The sequence below is a fragment of the Streptomyces sp. NBC_00659 genome, assembly GCF_036226925.1.
Taxonomy (GTDB): Bacteria; Actinomycetota; Actinomycetes; order Streptomycetales; family Streptomycetaceae; genus Streptomyces.
On sequence record NZ_CP109031.1, the window covers coordinates 1,359,498 to 1,381,769 of the forward strand.

The 22,272-nt window shown below is 71.3% G+C and carries 19 protein-coding genes and 1 pseudogene; 7 read left to right on the forward strand and 13 right to left on the reverse strand.

Translation table 11 applies throughout. From position 1 onward, the window contains the following. Positions 1-67: 67 nt before the first annotated feature. Positions 68-1,321 carry a cytochrome P450 family protein gene (locus tag OG410_RS05820; RefSeq protein ID WP_329298134.1) on the reverse strand — a complete coding sequence of 418 codons (1,254 nt, stop codon included), beginning with the start codon at positions 1,319-1,321 and terminating at the stop codon, positions 68-70. Positions 1,322-1,398: 77 nt separating this feature from the next. Continuing rightward, positions 1,399-2,232 carry an alpha/beta fold hydrolase gene (locus OG410_RS05825; RefSeq protein ID WP_329298135.1) on the reverse strand — a complete coding sequence of 278 codons (834 nt, stop codon included), beginning with the start codon at positions 2,230-2,232 and terminating at the stop codon, positions 1,399-1,401. Positions 2,233-2,362: 130 nt separating this feature from the next. Here OG410_RS05825 and OG410_RS05830 point away from each other — a divergent pair, with 130 nt between their 5' ends. From OG410_RS05830 to OG410_RS05840, 3 genes and pseudogenes are all read left to right on the forward strand, one after another. Then, positions 2,363-2,812, forward strand: a complete 450-nt coding sequence (locus tag OG410_RS05830; protein ID WP_329298136.1) for a MarR family transcriptional regulator — start codon at positions 2,363-2,365, stop codon at positions 2,810-2,812. 428 nt (positions 2,813-3,240) lie between these two features. Further along, positions 3,241-4,383: a transcription termination factor Rho gene (gene rho / locus OG410_RS05835; protein WP_329298137.1), complete on the forward strand. Its 1,143-nt coding sequence runs from the start codon at positions 3,241-3,243 to the stop codon at positions 4,381-4,383. An 89-nt stretch (positions 4,384-4,472) separates the two neighbouring features. Next, positions 4,473-5,330, forward strand: a pseudogene (locus tag OG410_RS05840) (D-alanyl-D-alanine carboxypeptidase family protein); the annotation flags it as partial. A 59-nt stretch (positions 5,331-5,389) separates the two neighbouring features. Here the strand turns inward: OG410_RS05840 and OG410_RS05845 are convergent. The 11 genes from OG410_RS05845 to OG410_RS05895 all read right to left on the reverse strand — a co-directional run bounded on the left by OG410_RS05845 (position 5,390) and on the right by OG410_RS05895 (position 17,724). Beyond that, complete coding sequence (locus tag OG410_RS05845) at positions 5,390-6,865, reverse strand: glycosyltransferase 87 family protein (protein WP_329304030.1); 1,476 nt, start codon at positions 6,863-6,865, stop codon at positions 5,390-5,392. Between the two features lie 179 nt (positions 6,866-7,044). Then, positions 7,045-8,451 carry a polyprenol phosphomannose-dependent alpha 1,6 mannosyltransferase MptB gene (gene mptB, locus OG410_RS05850; RefSeq protein ID WP_329298138.1) on the reverse strand — a complete coding sequence of 469 codons (1,407 nt, stop codon included), beginning with the start codon at positions 8,449-8,451 and terminating at the stop codon, positions 7,045-7,047. A 147-nt stretch (positions 8,452-8,598) separates the two neighbouring features. After that, on the reverse strand, positions 8,599-9,540 hold the full coding sequence (locus OG410_RS05855; RefSeq protein WP_443063717.1) for a glutaminase: 942 nt from the start codon (positions 9,538-9,540) through the stop codon (positions 8,599-8,601). A 187-nt stretch (positions 9,541-9,727) separates the two neighbouring features. Then, complete coding sequence (locus OG410_RS05860) at positions 9,728-10,564, reverse strand: undecaprenyl-diphosphate phosphatase (protein ID WP_329298140.1); 837 nt, start codon at positions 10,562-10,564, stop codon at positions 9,728-9,730. Between the two features lie 82 nt (positions 10,565-10,646). Next, complete coding sequence (gene crcB, locus OG410_RS05865; RefSeq protein WP_329298141.1) at positions 10,647-11,021, reverse strand: fluoride efflux transporter CrcB; 375 nt, start codon at positions 11,019-11,021, stop codon at positions 10,647-10,649. Beyond that, positions 11,018-11,422: a DUF190 domain-containing protein gene (locus OG410_RS05870; RefSeq protein WP_329298142.1), complete on the reverse strand. Its 405-nt coding sequence runs from the start codon at positions 11,420-11,422 to the stop codon at positions 11,018-11,020. The genes crcB (OG410_RS05865) and OG410_RS05870 overlap by 4 nt, the downstream gene beginning before the upstream one ends. Next, complete coding sequence (gene crcB, locus OG410_RS05875) at positions 11,419-11,895, reverse strand: fluoride efflux transporter CrcB (RefSeq protein ID WP_329298143.1); 477 nt, start codon at positions 11,893-11,895, stop codon at positions 11,419-11,421. The genes OG410_RS05870 and crcB (OG410_RS05875) overlap by 4 nt, the downstream gene beginning before the upstream one ends. Before the next feature lie 196 nt (positions 11,896-12,091). Next, positions 12,092-13,051 (reverse strand): SMP-30/gluconolactonase/LRE family protein, encoded by a 960-nt coding sequence (locus OG410_RS05880; protein ID WP_329304031.1) that lies wholly within the window; start codon positions 13,049-13,051, stop codon positions 12,092-12,094. Positions 13,052-13,076: 25 nt separating this feature from the next. After that, positions 13,077-13,364 (reverse strand): ArsR/SmtB family transcription factor, encoded by a 288-nt coding sequence (locus tag OG410_RS05885; RefSeq protein WP_329298144.1) that lies wholly within the window; start codon positions 13,362-13,364, stop codon positions 13,077-13,079. A 146-nt stretch (positions 13,365-13,510) separates the two neighbouring features. Next, positions 13,511-15,070: a glycoside hydrolase family 53 protein gene (locus tag OG410_RS05890; RefSeq protein WP_329304032.1), complete on the reverse strand. Its 1,560-nt coding sequence runs from the start codon at positions 15,068-15,070 to the stop codon at positions 13,511-13,513. Positions 15,071-15,702: 632 nt separating this feature from the next. Beyond that, positions 15,703-17,724: a beta-galactosidase gene (locus OG410_RS05895; RefSeq protein ID WP_329298145.1), complete on the reverse strand. Its 2,022-nt coding sequence runs from the start codon at positions 17,722-17,724 to the stop codon at positions 15,703-15,705. Positions 17,725-18,034: 310 nt separating this feature from the next. Between OG410_RS05895 and OG410_RS05900 the strand changes: the two genes are divergently transcribed. The 4 genes from OG410_RS05900 to OG410_RS05915 are packed head-to-tail and all read left to right on the forward strand — an operon-like array spanning position 18,035 to position 22,207. Continuing rightward, on the forward strand, positions 18,035-19,357 hold the full coding sequence (locus OG410_RS05900; RefSeq protein ID WP_329298146.1) for an extracellular solute-binding protein: 1,323 nt from the start codon (positions 18,035-18,037) through the stop codon (positions 19,355-19,357). Beyond that, positions 19,354-20,277: a carbohydrate ABC transporter permease gene (locus OG410_RS05905; RefSeq protein WP_329298147.1), complete on the forward strand. Its 924-nt coding sequence runs from the start codon at positions 19,354-19,356 to the stop codon at positions 20,275-20,277. Before OG410_RS05900 ends, OG410_RS05905 begins: the two co-directional genes overlap by 4 nt. Further along, the gene (locus OG410_RS05910; RefSeq protein WP_328455573.1) at positions 20,274-21,179 is read left to right on the forward strand and encodes a carbohydrate ABC transporter permease; all 906 of its coding nucleotides are present in this window, start codon (positions 20,274-20,276) and stop codon (positions 21,177-21,179) included. The genes OG410_RS05905 and OG410_RS05910 overlap by 4 nt, the downstream gene beginning before the upstream one ends. Continuing rightward, on the forward strand, positions 21,176-22,207 hold the full coding sequence (locus OG410_RS05915; protein WP_328665059.1) for a LacI family DNA-binding transcriptional regulator: 1,032 nt from the start codon (positions 21,176-21,178) through the stop codon (positions 22,205-22,207). The genes OG410_RS05910 and OG410_RS05915 overlap by 4 nt, the downstream gene beginning before the upstream one ends. The last annotated feature ends 65 nt before the right edge of the window (positions 22,208-22,272 follow it).

Below are 22,272 nucleotides of genomic sequence, written 5' to 3' on the forward strand. Positions count from 1 at the left end.
CTGCACCCCATCGACGAACGGCGCCCCGGGGAATCGACAGGCGGCGAAATCTTTTTCTCGAACGCCGTCAGACGCGGGAGGTGCCGGGCCGCACGGGAAGGACCTGGACGCTGTTGCCGACGAAGCTGGTCTGCCGGGTGAGCTCCGCCTCGGTCACGGCGAGGTCCAGGTCGGGGAAGCGGGTGAACAGCCGTTCCAGGGCGATGGTGGCCTCCATCCGGGCGAGCGGGGCACCGAGGCAGTAGTGGGCGCCGTGACCGAGGGAGAGGTGGCGGACGGCGTCGGGCCGCCGGGAGCGGGTGATGTCGAAGCGGTCGGCGTCCGCTCCGTGGGCGGCACGGTCGCGTCCCGCGGCCGAGTAGCCGGCGAGGACGGGCGTGCCCCGGGGAATGACCGTCCCGTCGACGGTCAGGTCCCGCACGGGGTAGCGGAACGGGAAGTAGCTGACGGGGGCGTCCCAGCGCAGGGTCTCCTCGACGACGTCCCCCCAGCTCGATTCGCCCTTTTGGACGGACTCGAGCTGGTCCCGGTGCCCGCACAGCGCCCGTACGGCGTTGGTGATCAGGTTCAGGGTGGTCTCGTGCCCGGCAATGATCATGAGCACCAGGGTGCCGATGAGTTCCTGCTGGCCGAGCCGGTCGCCCTCCTCGTCCCGGGCGGCGATCAGCGCACTGGTGAGGTCGTCGCCGGGGTTCTCCGCGCGGGCGGCGGCGACGGCGCTCAGCACGGCCACCAGTTCGCGGTTGGCGGCGACGGCCTGCTCGGGGCCGATGTCGGTCGCGACGACCTGGTTCGTCAGATGGTGGAGCCGGTCGCGGTACTCGGCGTCGACACCGAGGAGTTCTCCGATGACGCTCATCGGCAGCGGGAGCGCGAAGTGCTCGCGCAGGTCGGCCACTCCCCCGCCCTCCTGGGCCGCCGCGTGCAGACCGTCGAGCAGCCCGGCGGTCAACTCCTCTATGCGGGGACGCAGTTGCTCGACCCGTCGGGCGGTGAAGGCCTTGCTGACGAGGGAGCGCAGCCGCCGGTGGTCGTCACCGTCGGCGGTCGTCATCCCCTGCACGGTGGCGAAGGTCATGAGCGGCCAGCCGGCGGTTATCCTCCCCTCGGCCAGGGCCGTGAAGTGCCGGGCCCCCTTGGCGACGTCCGGGTGGGCGAGGAACTCCTTCAGCGCCTCGTGCCCGAGCACCACCGCGCCTTCCACCGCGCCGGGCAGCTCCACCGTCGCGACGGCTCCCCGGGCGAGCAGCCGCTGGTTGTCGGCGTGCGGGCAGCCGCCCGCGGGATCCGGACGGTGCGGTGTGCCGGACGAGGTGTCCACCGTGTTCTCCTTGCTGCTGGGCCGAGTTGACGGTCGTACGACCCGGTCGGCGTCGTACGACGATCGATTGTGCCTGCTCAGAGCAGCGTGCGCAGCAGCTCGGCGAAGCCCTTCGGGTGGGTCAGGTTGCCGTTGTGGCCACCGGGGAAGTGGACCGGTGCGACACCGAGCCCGGCGGCGAGTTCCTCGGCGCAGCGGTAGTCGAACACCTCGCGTGGCGTGGTGCGTCCGGCCGCCGGGACGATGCGGACCGGTCCTCGCCCCAGCGCGGCGATCTCGTCCTGTCCGAGTTCGGCCCGGCTCATGGTCAGGGCGTCGTACTCGATGAAGAAGGTGAAGTTCGCCTCGCGGGAGGCGTCGAAGGGGGGCAGTCCGGCGCCCGGTTCGACCTCCTGACGGGCCGGGTCGATGCCGAGGATCTCGCCGATCCTGCGCACCCCGGCGATCCACCCGTCCCGGCGGAAGACCTGACGCATCTCGTCCAGCTCCCGCCGCGCGCGCAGCTTCTCGGCCGCGGGCAGCATGCCGGGGATGGCGGGCTCGTGGGCGACCAGGACGCTCAGCCGCTCGGGCCGCCGCCGGGCGAGCCGGAGTCCGATGACGGCGCCCATGCTGCACCCGAGCATCAGCGCGGGACCGTCGGCGAGGTGGGCCAGCAGTCGGTCCACGTCGTCCACGTGCTCGTCGAGCGTGGCGCCGCGGGCCGGGTCGTCGAGAACGCTGCGGGACAGTCCGCGCCGGTCGTACGTCACCACGGTGTACGCGTCGACAAGGTGGTCGACCATCGCCTCGCTGCGGTTGGCGTCGCCCTCGCCGCTCTGCGACACGAGCAACAGGGGTCCGTCACCGCGCACTTCGTAGTGGAGGGCAGCGCCGGGGACGGACAGTCGGCCGGTCCGGGTGGCAGGCATGACGGGCTCCTCCGCTGGTCGCTCGCGTACACCGCTCGATGTCGCGTGCCACCGAACGTACTCCATCATTTTTGATACATCAAGAGAGATGCATTATTTCTGATGCATCTTGCTTGATACGATCCGGGCCATGAACGGAGCGGAACTCTTCCTTCTCGGCCGGACCCTGATGAAGATCGGCGAGGAGGCCATCCCCGCCGAGGGGGCCGGACGACGGTCCACGAGCACCCGGTCCATGCTGATCGTGATGCTCGACGTCTACGCCAACCCCGACACGACGGTCGGCGAGGTCGCCGTCCGCACGGGCCTGCCGCAGAGCGCCGTGTCCGCGTGCGTGGCACGCCTCAGGGAGGCCGGCTCGGTCCTCACCGCGACCGACCCCGCCGACCGCCGCCGCTCCCTGATCCGGCGCAACCCCGAGGTCACCGGCCGCCGGGCCGAGGTCGCGGCGACCCCGATCGACGCGGCGCTCGGCGCCGCCCTCGGCACCGAGGACGGCACGGCGATCGCCGAAACGGTCGACCTCCTGGAGCAACTCGCCGAACGGCTGTCGCCGGACGTCCTCGGGCGCCTGCGCTGACGCCGGGGCATCGCCGTCGCCTCCGCGCCGGCGCGGAGGCGATGAATCCGGCAGAGGCGCGAGCAGGCGCGTCACCGGCCCGGACAGCCTTCAGCGGAAAGCGCGAACCCGGGCCGTACACCGGGCCCACGACTCGCTGAGACGCGGGTCACACACCAACCACCCCAACCGGTGGTACTCTGCCATCAGCACTCGTGTACGCCACTCTTCAGGCGCCGGTGCCAGTTCCTTTCCCCCGTTGTCACGCCGTCGATTCCGACGGGCGGACCGGCTTCTCTGCACCACCTCCCGCACACACCCGGGATCCCTCCCGCCATGTCCGAGGTGATGTTCCCGCCGCAGCCACGGGCGCGCCCCGCGCGCTCCCTTCGCGGCCTCCTCCCTTCCTCACGCATGCCCATGCGATCCCGTCCCCGAGAGGACACCCCATGACCACCACCACACTCGAACACCCCCCTGTACAGCAGCGGCCCCAGGTCCGGACCGCCACCGGTGTCCTCGACATCGACGGCAACGGGAAGGGGCACCTGCGCTCCCCGAACCTCCTTCCGTCACCCGACGATCTCCAGGTCTCCCCCGCGCTGATCCGCCGTCACGGCCTGCGCAAGGGCGACACCGTGGAAGGTGTCCGCGGCGGGTCCCGGACCCTCACCGAGGTCGAGCGGATCAACGGCCGCACCCCCGAAGAGCTGCGCCGCCGCCCGCACTTCGGCGACCTCACCCCGCTGCACCCGCGTGACCGGCTCCGGCTGGAACACCCGGCGAGCGGACCGGCCGGACGGCTCATGGACCTGGTCGCGCCCGTCGGCAAGGGCCAGCGCGGCCTGATCGTCGCCCCGCCCAAGACCGGCAAGACGGTGCTGCTCCAGCAGATCGCCGCCGCCGTGGCCGGCAACCACCCCGAATGCCATCTCATGGTGGTGCTGCTCGACGAGCGGCCCGAGGAAGTCACCGACATGCGGCGCTCCGTACGCGGCGAGGTCTACGCCTCCACCTTCGACCAGACGCCCAGGCAGCACATCGCGCTCGCCGAGCTCGTCGTCGAGCGGGCCAAGCGGCTCGTCGAAGCGGGCCAGGACGTCGTGATCCTGCTCGACTCGCTCACCCGGCTGTGCCGGGCGCACAACAACGCGGCCGCCGCCGGCGGCCGCACCCTCAGCGGCGGAGTCGACGCCGCCGCCCTCCAGGGCCCCAAGCGGGTCTTCGGCGCGGCGCGCCTCGCCGAGGAGGGCGGCTCGCTCACCATCCTCGCCACCGCCCTGGTGGAGACCGGTTCCCGCGCGGACGACTTCTTCTTCGAGGAACTCAAGGGCACCGGCAACATGGAGCTCCGGCTGGACCGGACCCTGGCCGCCCGGAGGGTCTTCCCTTCGGTCGACATCACCTCCTCCGGCACCCGCCGCGAGGAACTCCTGCTGTCGGCGGCCGAGTCCACCACCGTACGAGGGCTGCGCCGGGCCCTGCTGACCCGGGACGGGCAGACCGGCCTGGAAACGCTCCTGGAGCGGCTGCGCGCCACACCGGACAACGTGACCTTCCTGCGCCACATCCAGCCCACCCTGCTGTCCTGACCCGCCGCGCCTGCGGCATCCGGGTACTCGACGGCGCCGCTCGGCCCGGCCACCCCGGCGTGTCCCGCGTCCGTTCCTACGTTTGCGGTATGACTATCGGATTCTCATTCCGGACCGTCGCTTCTCGCTCCGCGGTCGCGCGTGCCGCACTGACCTGTTCCGCCGTCTGCGCGGCCGGTCTGCTGGCCGCGGCGCAGAGCCCGGCCACCGCGCTCGCCGACGCGGGCCCCGGGGCGCCTCGGCCCGCCGCGCCGCCGCCTTCGACGCTCTATCAGCAAGGCACACAGGTACGGCCCCGGGCCGGCGCACCCGAGGTCCCCGACGTCTCCGCGCTGTCCTGGGTGGTGGCCGACGCCCGCACCGGCGACGTCCTCGGCGCGCACAACGCCCACCGCAGACTGCCGCCCGCGAGCACCCTCAAGACCCTGTTCGCCCTCACCGTCCTGCCGACCCTGCCCGGCACCACCCTGCACACCGTCAGGGAGCCGGAACTGGAAGGCATCGGCGCGGGCAGCAGCATGGTCGGAGTGGCCGAGGGAATCACGTACCGCGTGGCGGACCTGTGGCGCGGTGTCTTCCTCAACTCCGGCAACGACGCCGTGCACGTGCTCGCCTCGATGAACGGCGGCTGGACAAGCACCGCCGCCCAGATGCAGGCCAAGGCCCGCTCCCTCGGCGCGAACGACACCCACGTCGTCTCGCCCGACGGATACGACACACCCGGGCAGGTCTCGTCGGCGTACGACCTGGCGGTGTTCGGACGGGCCGGACTGCGCAACCCCGACTTCGCCCGGTACTGCTCCACCGCCGAGGCGATGTTCCCCGGCGAGGGCAGCTCCACGTACGGGATCCAGAACACCAACCGGCTGCTCACCGGCGCCAACGGGGTGGAGCGGTACCCGGGCCTGATCGGTGTCAAGAACGGCTACACCACCAACGCGGGCAACACCCTGGTCGCCGCCGCCAAGCACGGCACGCGTACCCTCGTCGTCACGGTGATGAACCCTCAGGCGGGCGGCGGACCGGCCGTGTACGAGGAGGCGCGCTCGCTGCTCGACTGGGGCTTCGCGGCGGCCGGACGTGTCGATCCCGTGGGGACGCTGCTCGACACACGTGCCGTCCCCGCGGCCGGACCCTCCGCCCCCGCCGGACCCGCCGCGCGCCCCGGTCGCGCGGCCCGGCCCGCCACCACCGCCCGGCCCGGCACCGCCCAGCCCGTGAACAGCGCAGGGCCGATGGCCGCCGCGCCCCCCGAGGACCAGGGGCTCGGCTGGTCCGGCGCGGCCGAGATCGCCGGTGCCGCCGTGCTGGGGGCGGCGGGCGTCGCACTGGCCCTGCGGCTCAAGGCGGGCCGGGCGGGGCGCGGCTGACCCACCGGCAGCCACAGCAGCAGCCCGAGTGTGATCCACGTATAGGTGTTGCTGCCGAGGAAGCCGTCGAGGCCCGAAGCGTCGTCGAACCACAGCCACACCACGCTGCTGCACAGCACCGCGTACAGGGCCGCCGCGACTCGCAGCCGGCGCCGCCGCAGCAGCACGGCGAAGGACGGCAGCAGCCAGACGAGGTGGTGCACCCAGGTGATCGGGCTGACGAGACAGGCGGCCAGCCCGGTCAGGGCGAAGGCGGCGATCCAGTCCTCGTCGGCGAGAGCACGCCAGGTCCGCCGCGCCCAGACGCACAGGAGCAGCAGGGCCAGCGTCGCCCACAGCGCCCTGCTCGGCTCCTGCGGTGCCACGAGCCGTGCCAGCACCCCCTGAAGCGACTGGTTGGAGACATAGTCCAGACGCCCGATGCGGGTCGTGTCCCACAGCGCGTCGGTCCAGTAGAAGCGCGAGGCGTCCGGCATCGCCCAGGCCGCCAGGGCGGTCGCCGCCCCGGCGACGGCCGTGGCGACACCGGCGGCCCTCCGGCGGCGGCCGAGCAGCAGCAGCACGATGAACAGCGCCGGGGTGAGCTTGACCGCCGCGGCGAGACCGATACCGACGCCCGCCCAGCGGCCCCGCCCGCGCGACAGCAGCCAGGCGTCGCTCAGGACGAGGGCGAGCAGCACCAGGTTGACCTGGCCGAAGCTGAAGGTGTCGCGGACCGGTTCGAGCAGGGCCAGCAGACAGGCCGCCAGAGCACAGCCGAACCAGCGGTAGCGGCGCAGTTCGGGCCCGACCAGGATGCCCGTGACCAGCGTGAGCGCGGCGAGGTTGAGCAGCAGGGCGGCGGCGATCGCCGTGTGCAGCCCGACCAGGGCCATCGGCAGCATGCCGAGAGCCGCGAACGGCGGGTAGGTGAAGCCGTACGTCGTTCCCGGCACCCGGTAGTCGTAGATGCTGCCGCCGTGGTGGACCCAGGTGTCGACCGCCCCGTAGTACACGCGCAGGTCGAACCAGTCGCGCAGCAGGGGCACGGTGGCTGTGAACACGCCGACGACGACGGCCAGTCCGAGGACGAGGAGGAGTCGCCGGCGGTCGGTGGCGAGCAGCGCCGCCATGCCACCGGAGAGCCGCCCGGCGCCCGGCGTTCTCGCTCCCGTCGTGCCCGTCACCGTGCCACTCGTGCCGCTCGTGCTCTTCGTGCCGCTCGTGCTCATCGCCCTCGTCCCGATCGCCCCGCTCGTCTCCCCCGTACCACTCGTTCCGCCCGGGTCCGTGCCGCGCTCCGTGCCGTCCGTCATGCCGTCGGCTCCAGTCCCGGTGCCTGCGGCTGTGCCGCCTGGCGAGCCTGCAGGAGCACGACGAGGGCGAGCAGGCCTCCGGAGACGGCGAGGATCACCTGTCCGGCGTCCGCGGGCGACCCGCTGGGCAGCACCGCCAGCGCGAGCACCGCGCTGGCCGCCGCGACCCGGCCGCGCACCGAACCCGTCGGCGCCGCCGCCGCGATGAGGAACAGGCCCCACAGCGCGTACCACGGCCGGATCGCCGGACCGAACAGCGCCACCGCGGCCAGGCTCAGGCCCAGCGCGTAGACCGGGTGCGGGCGCAGCCGCAGCCATATGAACAGCAGCAGTCCCACGGTCACCACGAGTCCCGCGGCGTGCCAGACGGGCATCGCGAGCGGCGCGAGTCCGCTGCCGAGCTTCTGGAGCAGGGCGCCGGTGGCGCGCCCGAGGACGCTGGTGGGTGACCAGTTGTGCGGTGAGACAGGGGTCTTCAGGGCGGCTATCCAGCCGTAGCCCGTACCGGCCACCGCCGTCGCGGCGACGGTCGTGGCGGCCGCGACCACGACGGTGGTCGCCGTGGCCCGCGCGATGCCCCGGCGCCCCTGCCCGCGCCCGCGCAGCGCGATCACCGCCACCAGGCCGAGCGCGGCGGGCGCCTTGACGAGGGCCGCAAGGGTGACCAGGACGATGCCCGCGACGGGCCATCGGCCGCGCGCGGCCACCAGGCCGACGCCGAGCAGCCCGAGCATGATGGCGTCGTTGTGCGCGCCGGCCACCAGGTGCAGCAGGACCAGCGGGTTCAGCGCGCCCAGCCACAGCGCGGCGGCCGGATCGGCGCCGCTGTGCCGGGCGAGGCGGGGCAGGGCCGCCGCCATCAGGGCGACACCGAGCAGGGCCACCACACGCATGCCGAGGAGTCCGGCAGGTATCTCCCCGCGGGTCAGCGACGACAGTCCGCGGGCGACGGCGAGGAAGACCGGGCCGTACGGGGTCGTCGTCGTCTGCCACACGGGCGCCACCTCCTCGGCGAGCGGGCCGCCGAGCCGCGCGGGGCCGTAGGCGTAGACGTCGATGTGGGCGTCGACCATGGCGCCCTGCGCGAGATAGCTGTAGACGTCCCGGCTGAAGAGGGGCGGCGCGAGCAGCAGCGGTGCCGCCCAGGTGGCCAGGACGAGCAGCAGGGAACGTGGGGTCGGCGGTTTCGGACCGCGCACGACGGTGCCCAGCAGCGCCCAGGCGGCTATCAGCAGGACGACACCGAAGTACACCCCGACCAGGCCCAGTACGGCCCGCCCGGACCCGGGGGCGAGGAGGTCGCGCGCGGGCAGGGCCCCCGCGGTCTCGCCGCCCAACGCCAGGACGGCGGAACCGGCCAGGCCCAGAGCCTGGCAGCGGCGGAGATCGACGGGGAAAGCCATGGCCAACACTCCGCAAGCGTGTCAACGCCGGGTGGCCGGAAGGCGACGTGGCGCTCTCCGGGCGGGGTCAGGAGCGTGACCTCCGCGTGGTGGGACGCGTGACCTCCGTGCGGTGAGGCGCGTGACCTCCGTGTTCTGAGGCGCGCCTCAGAACACCGACAGGCCGGTGAGGGTCGTGAAGCGGTCCAGGGCCGCCACACCGGCCACCGAGTTGCCGCGTTCGTCGAGACCCGGGCTCCAGACGCACAGGGTGCACCGGCCGGGCACGACGGCGATGATGCCGCCGCCGACCCCGCTCTTGCCGGGGAGCCCGACCCGGTAGGCGAAGTCGCCCGCGGCGTCGTAGGTCCCGCAGGTCAGCATGATCGCGTTGATCTGCTTGGCCTGGCTGCGGGAGAGCAGCCGGCCGCCGTCGGCCCGGATGCCGTGCCGGGCCAGGAATCCGGTGGCGAGGGCGAGATCGGCGCAGGAGGCGGCGATCGAGCACTGGAGGAAGTACTGGTCGAGCAGGTCCGGCACCGGGTTGTCGATGTTGCCGTACGAGGCCATGAAGTGGCCGAGTGCCGCGTTGCGGTCGCCGTTCGCGGTCTCGGAGGCGGCGATGTCCCGGTCGAAGCCGAGCTCCGCGTTGCCGCTCTCGGCCCGCAGGAACTCCAGCAGGACGCCGGCCGCGTCGCCGGTCCGGGTCTGGAGCCGGTCGGTGACGACGAGGGCTCCGGCGTTGATGAACGGGTTGCGCGGGATGCCGTTCTCGTACTCGAGCTGGACCAGGGAGTTGAACGGGTTGCCGGAGGGCTCCCGCCCGACGTGCTCCCACAGGGCGTCGCCCTCGCGGGCCAGGTCGAGGGCGAGCGTGAAGACCTTGGTGATGGACTGCGTGGAGAACGGCTGCCGCCAGTCCCCCACGCCGTACACCGTGCCGTCGAGCTCCGCGACCGCCATGCCGAAGCGGCGTGGATCGCAGGCGGCCAGCGCCGGGATGTAGTCGGCCGGTCTCCCGCGTCCCGGCGTCTGCTCGATCTCGGTGGCGATGCGCTCCAGGATCGGCTGGAAGGTGTGGGAGGACGGGTACGGCGATTTCCCGGGCATGATCGCCATTGTGCCGTCCGCCCCGTCGCGCGGCCCGGCGTCCTGGTCGGACGGGGTGCGGGGAACAGCACAGGAGACGGGGTGTGGGGAACAGCACAGGGGGCGCGGAGCCGGAATCCGGCTTCGCGCCCCCTGTGAGCGGACCGTTCATGCCCGGAGCCGGTTCGCACCGGCGCCGCGGGTGGTGTCAGCTCTCGAGGACTCCCGTGCCCAGCAGTCCGAAGAGCAGCACGCCGATGACGATGCGGTAGATCACGAAGGCGTTGAAGGAGTGCTTGGCGACGAACTTCAGCAGCCAGGCGATCGAGGCGTAGGCGACCACGAACGACACGACGGTGCCGGCGATCAGCGGAGCGGCGCCCACGCCGGTGCCCAGGGCGTCCTTCAGCTCGTAGATGCCCGCGCCCGTGAGCGCCGGGATGCCGAGGAAGAAGGAGAGCCGGGTGGCGGCGACGCGGTCCAGGTCGAGGATGAGGCCCGTCGACATGGTGGCGCCGGAGCGCGAGAAGCCGGGAAAGAGCAGGGCGAGGATCTGGGAGCTGCCGACCAGCATCGCGTCCTTGAACGAGACGTCGTCCTCACCGCGCTTGTGACGGCCCATCTGGTCGGCCGCCCACATCACGCCACTGCCCGCGATCAACGAGCCCGCGACCACCCACAGCGAGGCCAGCGGACCCTCGATGAGCGGCTTGGCCGCGAGGCCCACGGCCACGATCGGGATCGTCGCGTAGATGACCCACCAGGCGAACTTGTAGTCGTGGCTCTGGCGCTCGTTCTTGTCGCGCAGGCCGCGGCCCCAGGCGGAGACGATCCGCACGATGTCCTTGAAGAAGTACACGAGCACGGCGGCGATCGCGCCGACCTGGATGACCGCGGAGAAGCCGACGACGGCGTCGTCGTCGACGGGGATTCCCATCAGGCCCTCGGTGATCTTGAGGTGGCCGGTCGAGGAGACGGGAAGGAATTCGGTCACCCCCTCGACGACTCCGAGGACGACGGCCTGACCGACGTTGATGACGCTCATGGGATCCAGTTCTGAAAGTTGGTCGACAGTGCTGTAGACGGTGCAGGAGACAGTGTTACGTATCCACGAGGGCGCCCGACACCTAGGTCCACAAAGCTTGCGCAAACGAGACCCCGGCGAACGCCGCGCCCAGGCCCGCCGTCACGCTCACGATCACGTTGGCGGCAGCGTAGAACGCCGCCCCTGTCTCGGTCAGCCGCAGGGTCTCGTACGAGAACGTCGAGTACGTGCTGAGCGCCCCGCACAGACCGGTCCCGATCAGCAGTTGCAGGTGTCCGGACACCTGCCCCGCCGAAACGGCACCGGTCAGCAGACCGAGGATCAGGCACCCTGTCACGTTCACGACGAGGGTGCCCCAGGGGAAGACCGTATCGTGCTTCCGCTGTACCGCCCGGTCGGTCAGATACCGCAGGGGTGCGCCGACCGCGGCGCCGATGATCACCAGCAGCCAGTTCACAGCGGCGTCCCGCCTTCCCCCGCCGGGTCGCCGCCGGCCGGGCCGGAGACGTCATCGGGTGCGGCGCCGCGGCCTGTGTAGCGGATCACCTCACAGGGGTCGAGGACCACCAGACCCTCGGTGACCAGTTCGTCGAGCTCCGGCAGGAACGCCCGGACCCGCTCCTCGGTGTCCACGACGATCACGGCCACCGGCAGGTCCTCGCTCAGCGAGAGCAGCCGCGAGGTGTGGACGAGGGAGGAGGCACCGAACCCCTCGATGCCCCGGAAGACGCTGGCACCCGCGAGGCCCGCGGCGTGGGCGCGGTGCACGATCTCGGCGTAGAGCGGCTTGCGGTGCCAGGTGTCGTTCTCGCCGACGAGGACCGTCAGCCTCAGGGCGCCGCCGGTCAGCCTTGTCATCGCCGCCTCCATGCCAGGGCGCGGCGGGCCGTCGTTGTCCCGAGCCACACCGCCGCGAGCGCCGCGCACAGGGTCGCGGCGAGATAGCCGAGCCCGGTGCCCGGGTGGCCGGTGCCGACCAGGTTCCGGATGTCGACGGCGTACGTGGAGAAGGTGGTGAAGCCGCCGAGGACCCCGGTGCCGAAGAAGGGGCGCGCGAGGCGGTGCACCGCCCGCATGTCGGTGATCAGCACCATGAGCACGCCGATGACGGCGCAGCCCACGACGTTGATCGTGAACGTGGTCCAGGGGAAGCCGCCGTCAGGCGTGGGCCACAGCAGTCCCGCGCCGTAGCGGGCCGAGGCGCCGATGGCGCCGCCCAGTGAGACCGCCGCGACGACCGGGCCCTGGCCGTGCCAAGGGGACGCCGGGCGCGCGGGCGCGCGTGCGGGAGCACCGGACTCGCCGACGCGCTCTGGATGCGGGACTGTCATGTTCCGGGCTCCTACTCGCCGGGCCGGTGCGGGCGCACGGCATCGCAAGCAGGGACCGTTGGCGGCATCCGTGCCGCGGTTCGGGTACGGCGGGCCCCACCGCCGCGCCGCGCTGCAAGATCGCGGCCGGTGACCAGGGTAACGCCGGGCACGCGGGCCGCGCACACCTGGCCCTTCCCCCGAAAGGCCCGGACGCTCAGCCGGTGGCGCCCGGAAGGTCACAGACCGCGAGGCCCCGTTCCCAGATGCTCCCGAGAATCAGCCGGCCGTCGCACTCGCAGACGCTGGTCACCATCCGGAACCGTGCCCTGCGGCTCTCCAGGTGGTGCAGGACGGCGCCGTCGTCGCCGACCGCGAGGACACCTGTGGTGCCCGGCGGTCTGAAGGGCGCGCGCACGGCGATCCGGGCCGCGGCGCGCCGGACGGCCGGGCCCCGGCGGTGCAGGTGTTCCAGGGCGCCGACTCGGGGGCCGGCCAGGGCCACCCAGATCGGGCCGTCCGGAGCGCGCCAGAGGTTGTCCGGCTGGCCGGGGAGGTCGTCGGCGAAGGTCTCGGACCGGCCCGCTCGCGGCCCGGTGAGCCAGTAGCGGACAAGCCGGAACGCGCCGGTCTCCGCGACGACGAGGAACGACTCGTCGGCCGAGGCGGCGAGACCATTGGCGAACTGCAGCCCCTCCAGGAGCACTTCGGGTTCCGTCTCCCCCGGGGCCAGACGCAGCAGACAGCCGGATGCGGTGTGTTCGACAAGATCGCCGATCCACTGCTTCAGGGGGTAACTCCGGCTGGAGACGGTGAAGTACACGGTGCCGTCCGAGAGGGCGACGACATTGCTGCAGAAGCGCAGCGGTACTCCGGCGACCTGGTCGGCGAGGACACGGACCACTCCGTCCTCCAGCCCGACCCGCAGCAGTCCCCGTTCGGCATCGCACACCAACAGGGCGTTGTCCGGCAGGAGTTCGAGGCCGAGCGGCCTGCCGCCCGTCTCGGCGACGACCCTGACACCGGTGCGGTCGGGGTCGCCGAGGCCTTCGACGCGTACGATGCGGCCGTCCTCCAGACCGGTCAGCACCCCGCCCCGGGAGTCGGCCACCACGTCCTCGGGGCCACGGCCGCCGAGCGACACCGCGCGCCGGGGCGAAAGGGCGGTGACCGCCATGGTGTTGGACCCGTCTCCCACGCGCCTACCAGCCCTTCTCGAAGTAGTGGCTCACTTCGGCGATACGGTACTCGTCAGGGCGGTAGTAGGTCCTTCGCCCCACCTTCTTGGCCCGCAGCAGACCGACTCCGGTGAGGAGGTCGAGGTGGGTGCGTGCCACGGCCCGGCTCACGCCGAGTTTGACGGCGAGTGCCTCGGGAGTGACTCCGCCCTCGACGAGGTCCGCGCGGCGCCGGTGCGGGAAGTGCGTCACGGGGTCGCGCAACCACTCCAGGATGTCCAGCCTTTGCCGGCTGCCGGGCCCCTTGAGCATGTCGTCCCCCTCCGTCGTGACGGTCTCCCGCCACTGTCCCGCAGCCGGCGGTGGCACGCACTGCCTTCCGGCGACCCTGGCCGGAGCCGGACAGCTCGGAAAACGCACAGGGCCCGGCCGCACCGGCGGCCGGACCCCGTCACCGCTCAGCGGTGGCTGAACAGGGACATGGCCGGAAGCGCCTTGTCGTCGAAGCCGAACAGGGCCTGGTTCTCCCATCCGTTGCCGGAGGTGGAGTCGGCCGGGTCCCAGCCGTTGCCGGTGACCGCCGTCCAGGTGGCCTCCCAGTAGAAGACGCCGAGACCGCGGCCGTTCGGCACGGCCTCCACGACGTTCATGACGTCCCGCAGCCAGTTGGACTGCCCGGTGGTCGTGGCCGCGTAGCCGGAGACCAGTTCGGCGGTCGTGTCGATCTGGTTGGTGAGCGCGTCGTCGCTGTCGAGACGGAAGGGGTAGGCCGTCTCGGCGAGGAAGACCGGCTTGGCGTAGCGGGAGGCCGCGTCGTCCAGGGTGGTCTGGAAGTCGTAGAGCGAGCCGTGCCAGTAGCCGTAGTAGGACAGGCCGATGGCGTCGAACTTCACGCCGTTGGCGAGGGCGGTGTCGAACCACCAGCGGGTACCGGTGAGATCGCCGCCCTTGGCCAGGTGCAGGGCCACGACGGTCGAGGAGCTGACCGCCTTGGCCGCGTCGTAGCCGGAGTTGAGCAGTCCCGCGAGCTGCGCGAAGTTGTCCGTGGAGCCCTCGGACCAGAGCATGCCGCCGTTGATCTCGTTGCCGATCTGCACCATGTCGGCCGTGGTGCCCTGCGCCTTCAGGGCGTTCAGGACGTCGTACGTGTGGTTGTAGACGTCCGTCTTCAGCTGGCTGTACGAGTGCCCGGCCCAGGCGGCGGGCTTGGTCTGGGTGCCGGGGTCGGCCCAGGTGTCCGAGTAGTGGAAGTCGACCAGGAGCTTCATGCCCTGCGCCTTGATGCGCTTGGCCATCGCGAGGACCCGGGCCTTGTTGTTGTAACCGTCGGCCGGGTTCACCCAGACCTTGAGGCGCGCGTAGTTCATCCCGGAGGACTTGAGGATGGCGAGCGCGTCGCCGGCGGTGCCGGAACCGGTCTTGTAGACCCCGCCGTAGGCCTCGCTCTTGGCGAGGGAGGAGATGTCGGAGCCCTTGACGGTCAGTCCGGTGGTGCCGGAGGTGAACGTCAGGTCGTCGACGTTGATCCAGTTTCCGGCGTTGGCGTCGGAGTAGACACTGACCGTGCACTGGTTGCTCGTCACGGAGACGGGCACGACCAGGTGGATCCACCCACTGGCGGAGACCGGCAGATCGGTGCGCTGTTCGGTGCCGCCGCAGTTCTTCAGGGCGAGGTAGGCGGAGTTCTGTCCGCCGCCCGAGCGCACCCACGCGGTGAGCTTGTAGTTCCCGTTGGTCAGCCCGGTGAGGGTCTGGTAGGTCTCCGCCTTGTAGGCCGAGGCGGAGTAGTGGCTGAGGCGGTAACTCCCGCCGTGGCCACCGGCTTCGACGTACGAGGCGGCGGTGGTGCCGGACTCCGACCAGCCGCTGGGAACGGCGGTGCCGGTCCCGTCGGCCTCGAATCCGGCGTTGGTCAGGGTGCTCGCCGCCTGCGCGGTCTGCGCGGGGAGGGCGGTGAGGGCGAGCCCGGCCGCGAGCGGCAGCAGCAGGGCCCTGAGTGTGCGTCTGGGATGGAACATCATCGTCCGTCGTCCCTTCGACGTGGTGGGGAGAGGTGCCCGGCGGATCCGGGGGTGGATCCGGGGGCGAACCCCTCCGCCCGCGGCTTCACGGCTCGCACGGGCGGAGGGGGGTCGGGGAGCCGCCGAGTGCTGTGACACGGGCGGCGGTTGAAGCGACCGGCCGGCCTTGCGGCCCTGCCGGTTGGGGGGATCGCCGGGTGGTGACCCGGAGGACTCGGTGCGGTCGCCGGGAGTGCGGGCCCGGAAGGTGATCGGGCGCGCCCCGCATGGGTCCGGACGACCGGCGCTGTGAGTGCGGCTGGTACGGCTGGTACGGCTGGTACGGCTGGTGCGGCTAGTGCGGTTGGTGCGGTCGAAACGGGCGCCGAGCGGTGTCCGTCGGATCGACGGCGGTCAAAGTCCTTGCAAACGCGCTCGGTTGGACACAGATCCGGGCACAACCCTTGCGATGAAGGCCGGTTGACCTGCCCCACCCCGAGGCAGACCCGTACCTCGGGCGGGCTGTCATCCCAAGGCCGGTGAGGCCCGAACCCGCCTCCGGTCTCGCCGGGACCCGGTCAAGGCGCGTGCAGGACGAGCTGGTCGGGCCCGGCCGCAGGGGAGAACGAACCCTGCGGACCGCGCCCCGGTCAGCCGTCGAGGCGTACGACCCGTACCGCGCCCGCCGGGACCGCGAGCCGGCCGGCGGCGCGTTCGCCCGTGAGGAGCTCGGTGCCGTGCGCGTCCAGCGGCACCTTGGTGTCGGAGGCAGTGTGGTTGACGACGAAGACGTAGGTGCCGGACTCGCCGGTACGGCGCACCACTTCGACATCGCGGGGCAGATCCGCGCGCGGCGCGATGCGCGCGTCGTCGGCCACCCAGCCGATCAGTGCGTCCAGCCCCTCGGCCGCGAGGCGCGTGGACACGTACCAGGCCGAGCCCGCGCCGCTCTGGTGCCGGGTGACCGCCGGATGCCCGGCGGTGAGCCCGTCGGCGTACGTCCACACGGTCTCGGCACCGCGCGGCACCACGAACTCGGTCCATACGTCACCGGTGAGTTCGGAGCCGTCGGGCCCGGTGATCCGGACGAGTTCCCCCTGGAGCAGCGGGGAGAACTCCTCGACGGTCAGGCCGAGTACGTCCCGCAGGGCGCCGGGATGGGGGCCTTCGTGGAGGGCGTCGTGCTCGTCGACGATGCCGGAGAAGTAGGAGACGAGGAGGGTACCGCCGCTGTCGACGTACTCCCTGAGGTTGTCCGCCGCGGCCTCGGTCATCAGATAGAGGGCGGGGACGACGACAAGGGGATAGGCCGACAAGTCGGCTTCCGGGTGGGCGAAGTCGACGGTGAGGTGACGGTCGTACAGGGCCTCGTAGAAGGCGTCGGCGCGTTCGCGGGCGTCGTGGTCCTCGCTCGGGCGCCATTGCAGGCTCTGCGCCCACCAGGACTGCCAGTCCCACAGGACGGCCGCGTCGGCGACCGTGCGGGTGCCCTTGACGGAGGCCAGCGAGTCGACGGACGCGCCGAGTTCGACGACCTCGCGCCACACCCGTGTGTCGGTGCCGGCGTGCGGCAGCATCGAGGAGTGGAACTTCTCGGCGCCGCTGCGGGACTGCCGCCACTGGAAGAACATGGCGCCCTCGGAGCCGCGGGCGACGTGGGACAGTGAGTTGCGGGCCATCTGGCCGGGCGCCTTGGCGGGGTTGCGGGGCTGCCAGTTGACGCCCGAGGTGGAGTGTTCGAGGAGCAGCCAGGGCGCGCCGCCGGCGACCGAGCGGGTGAGGTCGGCGGCCATCGCGAGGTTGACGTGGGTGCGGCGGCCGTCGGTCATCAGATAGTGGTCGTTGGTGACCAGGTCGACCTCGCGGCCCCAGGCCCAGTAGTCGACCGAGTCGCACTGACTGAGGGCCGTCATGAAGTTGGTGGTGACGGGGATGCCCGGCGCGAGGCGGTGGAGGATGTCCCGTTCGGCCACGAAGTTCTCGCGCATGGTGGCGTCGGCGAACCGCTTGTGGTCCAGCGCCTGGGCCGGATTGCCGACGGTCGGGGTCAGGCGCGGCGGGTCGACCTGGTCGAAGTCGGTGTACCGCTGCCCCCAGAAGGCCGTCCCCCAGGCCTCGTTGAGCTCGTCGACGCTCCCGTAGGTGCCGATGAGCCACCGGCGGAAATGCGCGGCACAGGAATCGCAGTAGCAGGCCGAGACGGGGACGCCGTACTCGTTGTGGACGTGCCACATGGCGAGGGCGGGGTGGTCGGCGTACCGGGTCGCGAGTCGGGTCGTGATGGAGGCGGCGGCGTCGCGGTAGTGGGCGTTGCTGTGGCAGATGGCGCCGCGTGAACCGAAGGCGTAGCGCGTGCCGTCGGCGGCCACGGGGAGTGCCTCGGGGTGTTCGCGGTAGAACCAGGCGGGCGGTGCGACGGTCGGGGTGCCCAGGTCCGCGCGTATGCCGTTCTCGTGGAGCAGGTCGAGGACGCGGTCCAGCCAGCCGAACTCGTAGGTGCCCCGGGCCGGTTCGAGCAGGGCCCAGGAGAAGATCCCGACGCTCACCATCGTGACGCCCGCCTCCCGCATCAGCCGGACGTCCTCGGGCCAGACGCTTTCCGGCCACTGCTCGGGGTTGTAGTCCCCACCGAAGGCGAGCCTGGTGAGGCCCTTGGGGTTGGTCTCCGGCATGGATCTCTCCCATGTAATCGATCATTTGGGAACGTGCACACACAACGCCAGCGGCGTGAGTCCAACATAACCGCACAGCAACAACCATTGACAAGTGTCCGGGATGTTTCTCTACTGTGAACGCTCACAGAAGCACCGCGAGTGAGCCGAAGGGACGCTCAGGTGTCGGCAGGCGAGCGCGTGAAGGCCCCAGGGCCCGGCGTGCGCTCGCGGTCACCGGTACCGGCCGGCGCACCCCCGCAAGCGAATCGCGCAAGAACAGGGCAGGCCTCCGCAGCAGGCGGAGGCCCAGGTCAGGGGAGAACGTTCCATGCCCAACACGAAGCACAACCGCCTCGTGGCCAGCACCATCGCCGTCGTCCTCGGCGCCACCTCACTCGTCGCCTGCGGCTCGTCCGACGACGACAAGAGCGAATCCCAGTCCGGACCCGCGACACTGACGTTCTGGACCTGGGCGCCGGGCATGGACAAGGTCGTCGACCTCTGGAACAAGGGGCCGGGGAAGAAGCAGCAGATCACCGTCACGGTGAAGAAGCAGGCGTCCGGCGACACGCTCGTCACCAAGATCCTCACCGCGCACAAGGCGAAGAAGGCACCGGACCTGGTCCAGGCCGAGTACCAGGCGCTGCCGACGCTGGTCAGCAATGACGCGCTCGCCGACATAGCCGCCGAGTCCAAAGAGGCGAAGACCAAGTTCGCCGACGGCGTCTGGCAGCAGACGACGCTGGGGACGGACGCGGTCTACGCGATCCCGCAGGACATCGGCCCGATGATGTTCTACTACCGCGCGGACCTGTTCAAGAAGTACGGCCTGACCGTTCCGACCACCTGGGAACAGTTCGCCGAGACCGCCCGCGCGCTGAAGAATAAGGCGCCGGACAAGGCGCTCACCACCTTCTCCGCCAACGACTCCGGTCTGTTCGCCGGTCTGGCCCAGCAGGCCGGCGCCAAGTGGTGGACCACCTCCGGCGACAAGTGGAAGGTCGGCATCGACGACGCGGCCACCCAGAAGGTCGCCGACTTCTGGGGCGGTCTCGTCAAGGAGGGCGCGATCGACAACCAGCCGATGTACCAGCCGGCCTGGAACAAGGCGCTGAACACCGGCAAGCAGATCGCCTGGGTCAGCGCGGTGTGGGCGCCCGGCACCCTGACCACGGCGGCCCCGCAGACCACGGGCAAGTGGGCGATGGCCCCGCTGCCGCAGTGGTCGGCCGGCGAGAACGTCACCGGCAGCTGGGGCGGCTCCTCGACGGCCGTCACCACCGACTCCCCGCACAAGGCGGCGGCCGCGAAGTTCGCCGCCTGGCTGAACACCGACCCGCAGGCGGTGGCCGCGCTGGCCAAGGAGAGCGGCATCTACCCGGCGTCCACCAGCGCCCAGAGCGGTGACGCGTTCGCGCAGCCCCCGGCCTTCTTCTCCAACCAGCCGGACTTCTACACCAAGGCCTCGGAGATCGCGAAGACGACCGCCCCGTCCGCGTGGGGCCCGAACGTGAACGTCGCCTACACGACCTTCAACGACGCCTTCGGCGCCGCCGCCAAGAACAAGTCGGACTTCGGTGCCGCCCTGAAGACCATGCAGGACGCCACCGTCGCCGACCTCAAGAAGCAGGGCTTCGGAGTCGCTCAGTGACGACCGCACGCCGGAAGCCGTACGGGGTCAAGGGGGCCCCGTACGGTTTCCTCCTCCCCGCGACGATCCTCTTCGTCCTCTTCTTCGCGCTGCCCATCGGCTACGCCATCTGGCTGAGCCTGCACAAGGTCCAGGTCAAGGGCCTCGGCCTGGGCGCCGGTGCCCGCAAAGAAGTCTGGGCCGGCATCGGGAACTACACCGACGCACTGACCGACAGCGAACTCGTCGACGGCGCGCTGCGCGTGGCCGGCTACGGCGCCATCGTGGTGCCGGTGATGCTCGGCCTCGCGCTGCTCTTCGCGCTGATGCTCGACGCGGAGAAGGTACGCCTGGCCCCCTTCACCCGGCTCGCGATCTTCCTGCCGTACGCCATCCCGGGCGTCGTGGCCGCCCTGCTGTGGGGGTTCCTCTACCTCCCGGATGTCAGCCCCTTCTACTTCGTCCTCGACAAGCTGGGACTGCCGCAGCCGAACCTGCTGGACGGCGGCCCGCTGTTCCTCGCGCTGTCGAACATCGCGGTCTGGGGCGGCACCGGCTTCAACATGATCGTCATCTACACCTCGCTCCAGGCCATCCCGGCCGAGGTGCGCGAGGCGGCGAAGCTGGACGGCGCCACCCCGCTGCAGACCGCCCTGCGGATCAAGATCCCGATGGTGGCGCCCTCCCTGGTGCTCACCTTCTTCTTCTCGATCATCGCCACGCTCCAGGTGTTCAGCGAGCCGACCACCCTCAAACCCCTCACCAACTCCGTCTCCACGACCTGGAGTCCGCTGATGAAGGTCTACCGGGACGCGTTCAACACCGGTGACATCTACGCGGCCGCCGCCGAGGCAGTCATCATCGCCGCGGTCACGCTGGTGCTGTCCTTCGGTTTCCTGCGCGCCGCGAACTCCCGTACCAAGCAGGAGGAAGCACGATGAGTTCTCTTGCCGTCCGCAAGGCCGCTCCGGCCGCGGGCACCACCCCCGGCACCGCCCAAGGGCCGCCCCTGCGCGGCCGGATCGCCCTGGTCCCGACCCTCACCCTGCTGCTCGGCGCGCTCTACTGTCTGCTGCCCGTCGCCTGGGTGGTGATCGCGGCCACCAAGTCGGGCCGCGAGCTGTTCTCGACGTTCACGTTCCTGCCGGGCACCGGCTTCACCCAGAACGTCACGGACCTCAACGCCTACCGCGACGGCATCTACTGGAAGTGGATGGGCAACTCCGCCCTCTACGCCGGGCTCGGCGCCCTGCTGTCGACGGCCGTCTCGGCGGTCAGCGGCTACGCGCTGGCGATCTACCGCTTCCGGGGCCGCGAGACCATCTTCAGCGTCCTCCTGGCGGGCGTGCTGATGCCGCCGGTGATCCTCGCGATCCCGCAGTACCTGCTCCTCGCCAAGGCGGACCTGACGGACTCCTACGCGTCCGTGCTCCTGCCCCTCGTCCTCTCCCCGTACGGCGTCTACCTCGCCCGGATCTACGCCGCCGCGGCCGTCCCCGGTGACGTGGTCGAGGCCGGCCGGATGGACGGCGCGGGCGAGTGGCGGATCTTCACCCGGGTCGCGCTGCCGATGATGGTGCCCGGCCTGGTGACGGTGTTCCTGTTCCAGTTCGTCGCCGTGTGGAACAACTTCCTGCTCCCCTACATCATGCTCAGCGACGACGAGAAGTTCCCGATCACCCTCGGCCTGTTCACGCTCCTGGAACAGGGCTCCAACACCCCGGCCCTGTACACCCTGGTCATCACCGGCGCCCTGCTGGCGATCATCCCGCTGGTCGCGCTGTTCCTGGTCATCCAACGCTTCTGGAGCCTCGACCTGCTGTCAGGAGCCGTAAAGTCGTGACCATGAGCAACACGGGGGGCCGGCGCAAGCCGCCGACGATCCACGACGTCGCGCGTGAGGCGGGTGTCTCGCGGGGCACCGTCTCGCGTGTGCTCAACGGCGGGCACTACGTCAGCCCCTCGGCGGCAGAGGCGGTCAACGCCGCCATTCGCAGAACGGGCTACGTCGTGAACCGGCACGCCCGCTCACTGATCACCGGACGGTCCGACTCGGTCGGCTTTCTGCTGACCGAGCCGCAGGAGCGGTTCTTCGAGGACCCGAACTTCAACGTCCTGCTGCGCGGCTGCACCCAGGCACTCGCCGCGCACGACGTGCCGCTCCTGCTGATGCTCGCCGGCACCAAGGACGAGCGGCGGCGCATCACGCGGTACATCACGGCCGGCCATGTCGACGGGGTGCTGCTGGTCTCCAGTCACTCCGGCGATCCGGTCGCCGAGGAGCTGCGCGAGGCGGGCGTGCCGCTCGTCGCCTGCGGCAAGCCCATCGGCCTCGGTTCCAAGGTGAGTTACGTGGCCGCCGACGACCGCGACGGCGCCCGGGACATGGTCACGCACCTGCTCTCCCTCGGACGGCGCCGGATCGGCATGGTCACCGGCCCGCTGGACACCCCCGGCGGTGTCGAGCGTCTGGCGGGCTACCGGGAGGTGCTCGCCGAGGCGGGCGTCGAGGCCGACGACCGTCTCATCGCCTCCGGCGACTACAGCCGCGCCAGCGGCGAGGCGGGCGCCGAACAGCTCCTGGACCGCGCACCGGACATGGACGCCGTGTTCGTCGCGTCGGACCTGATGGCCCAGGGCGTGCTGACCGCGCTCCGCAAGGCGGGCCGCCGGGTCCCGGAGGACGTCGCGGTCGGCGGCTTCGACGACTCCCCCGCCGCGACGGCCGCGACCCCGGCCCTCACCACCATCCGCCAGCCCTGGGACCGCATCAGCTCCGAGATGGTCCGGGTCCTCCTCGCCCAGATCGGCGGCGAGGATCCGGCGGCGGTGATCCTGCCGACGGAGCTGGTGCGCCGCGAGTCCACCTGAGCGCCGCACCGGTCAGGATTCGAGAAGCCGTACCCGCCTGCCCCGGCTTAGCGTGAAAGGGCCGC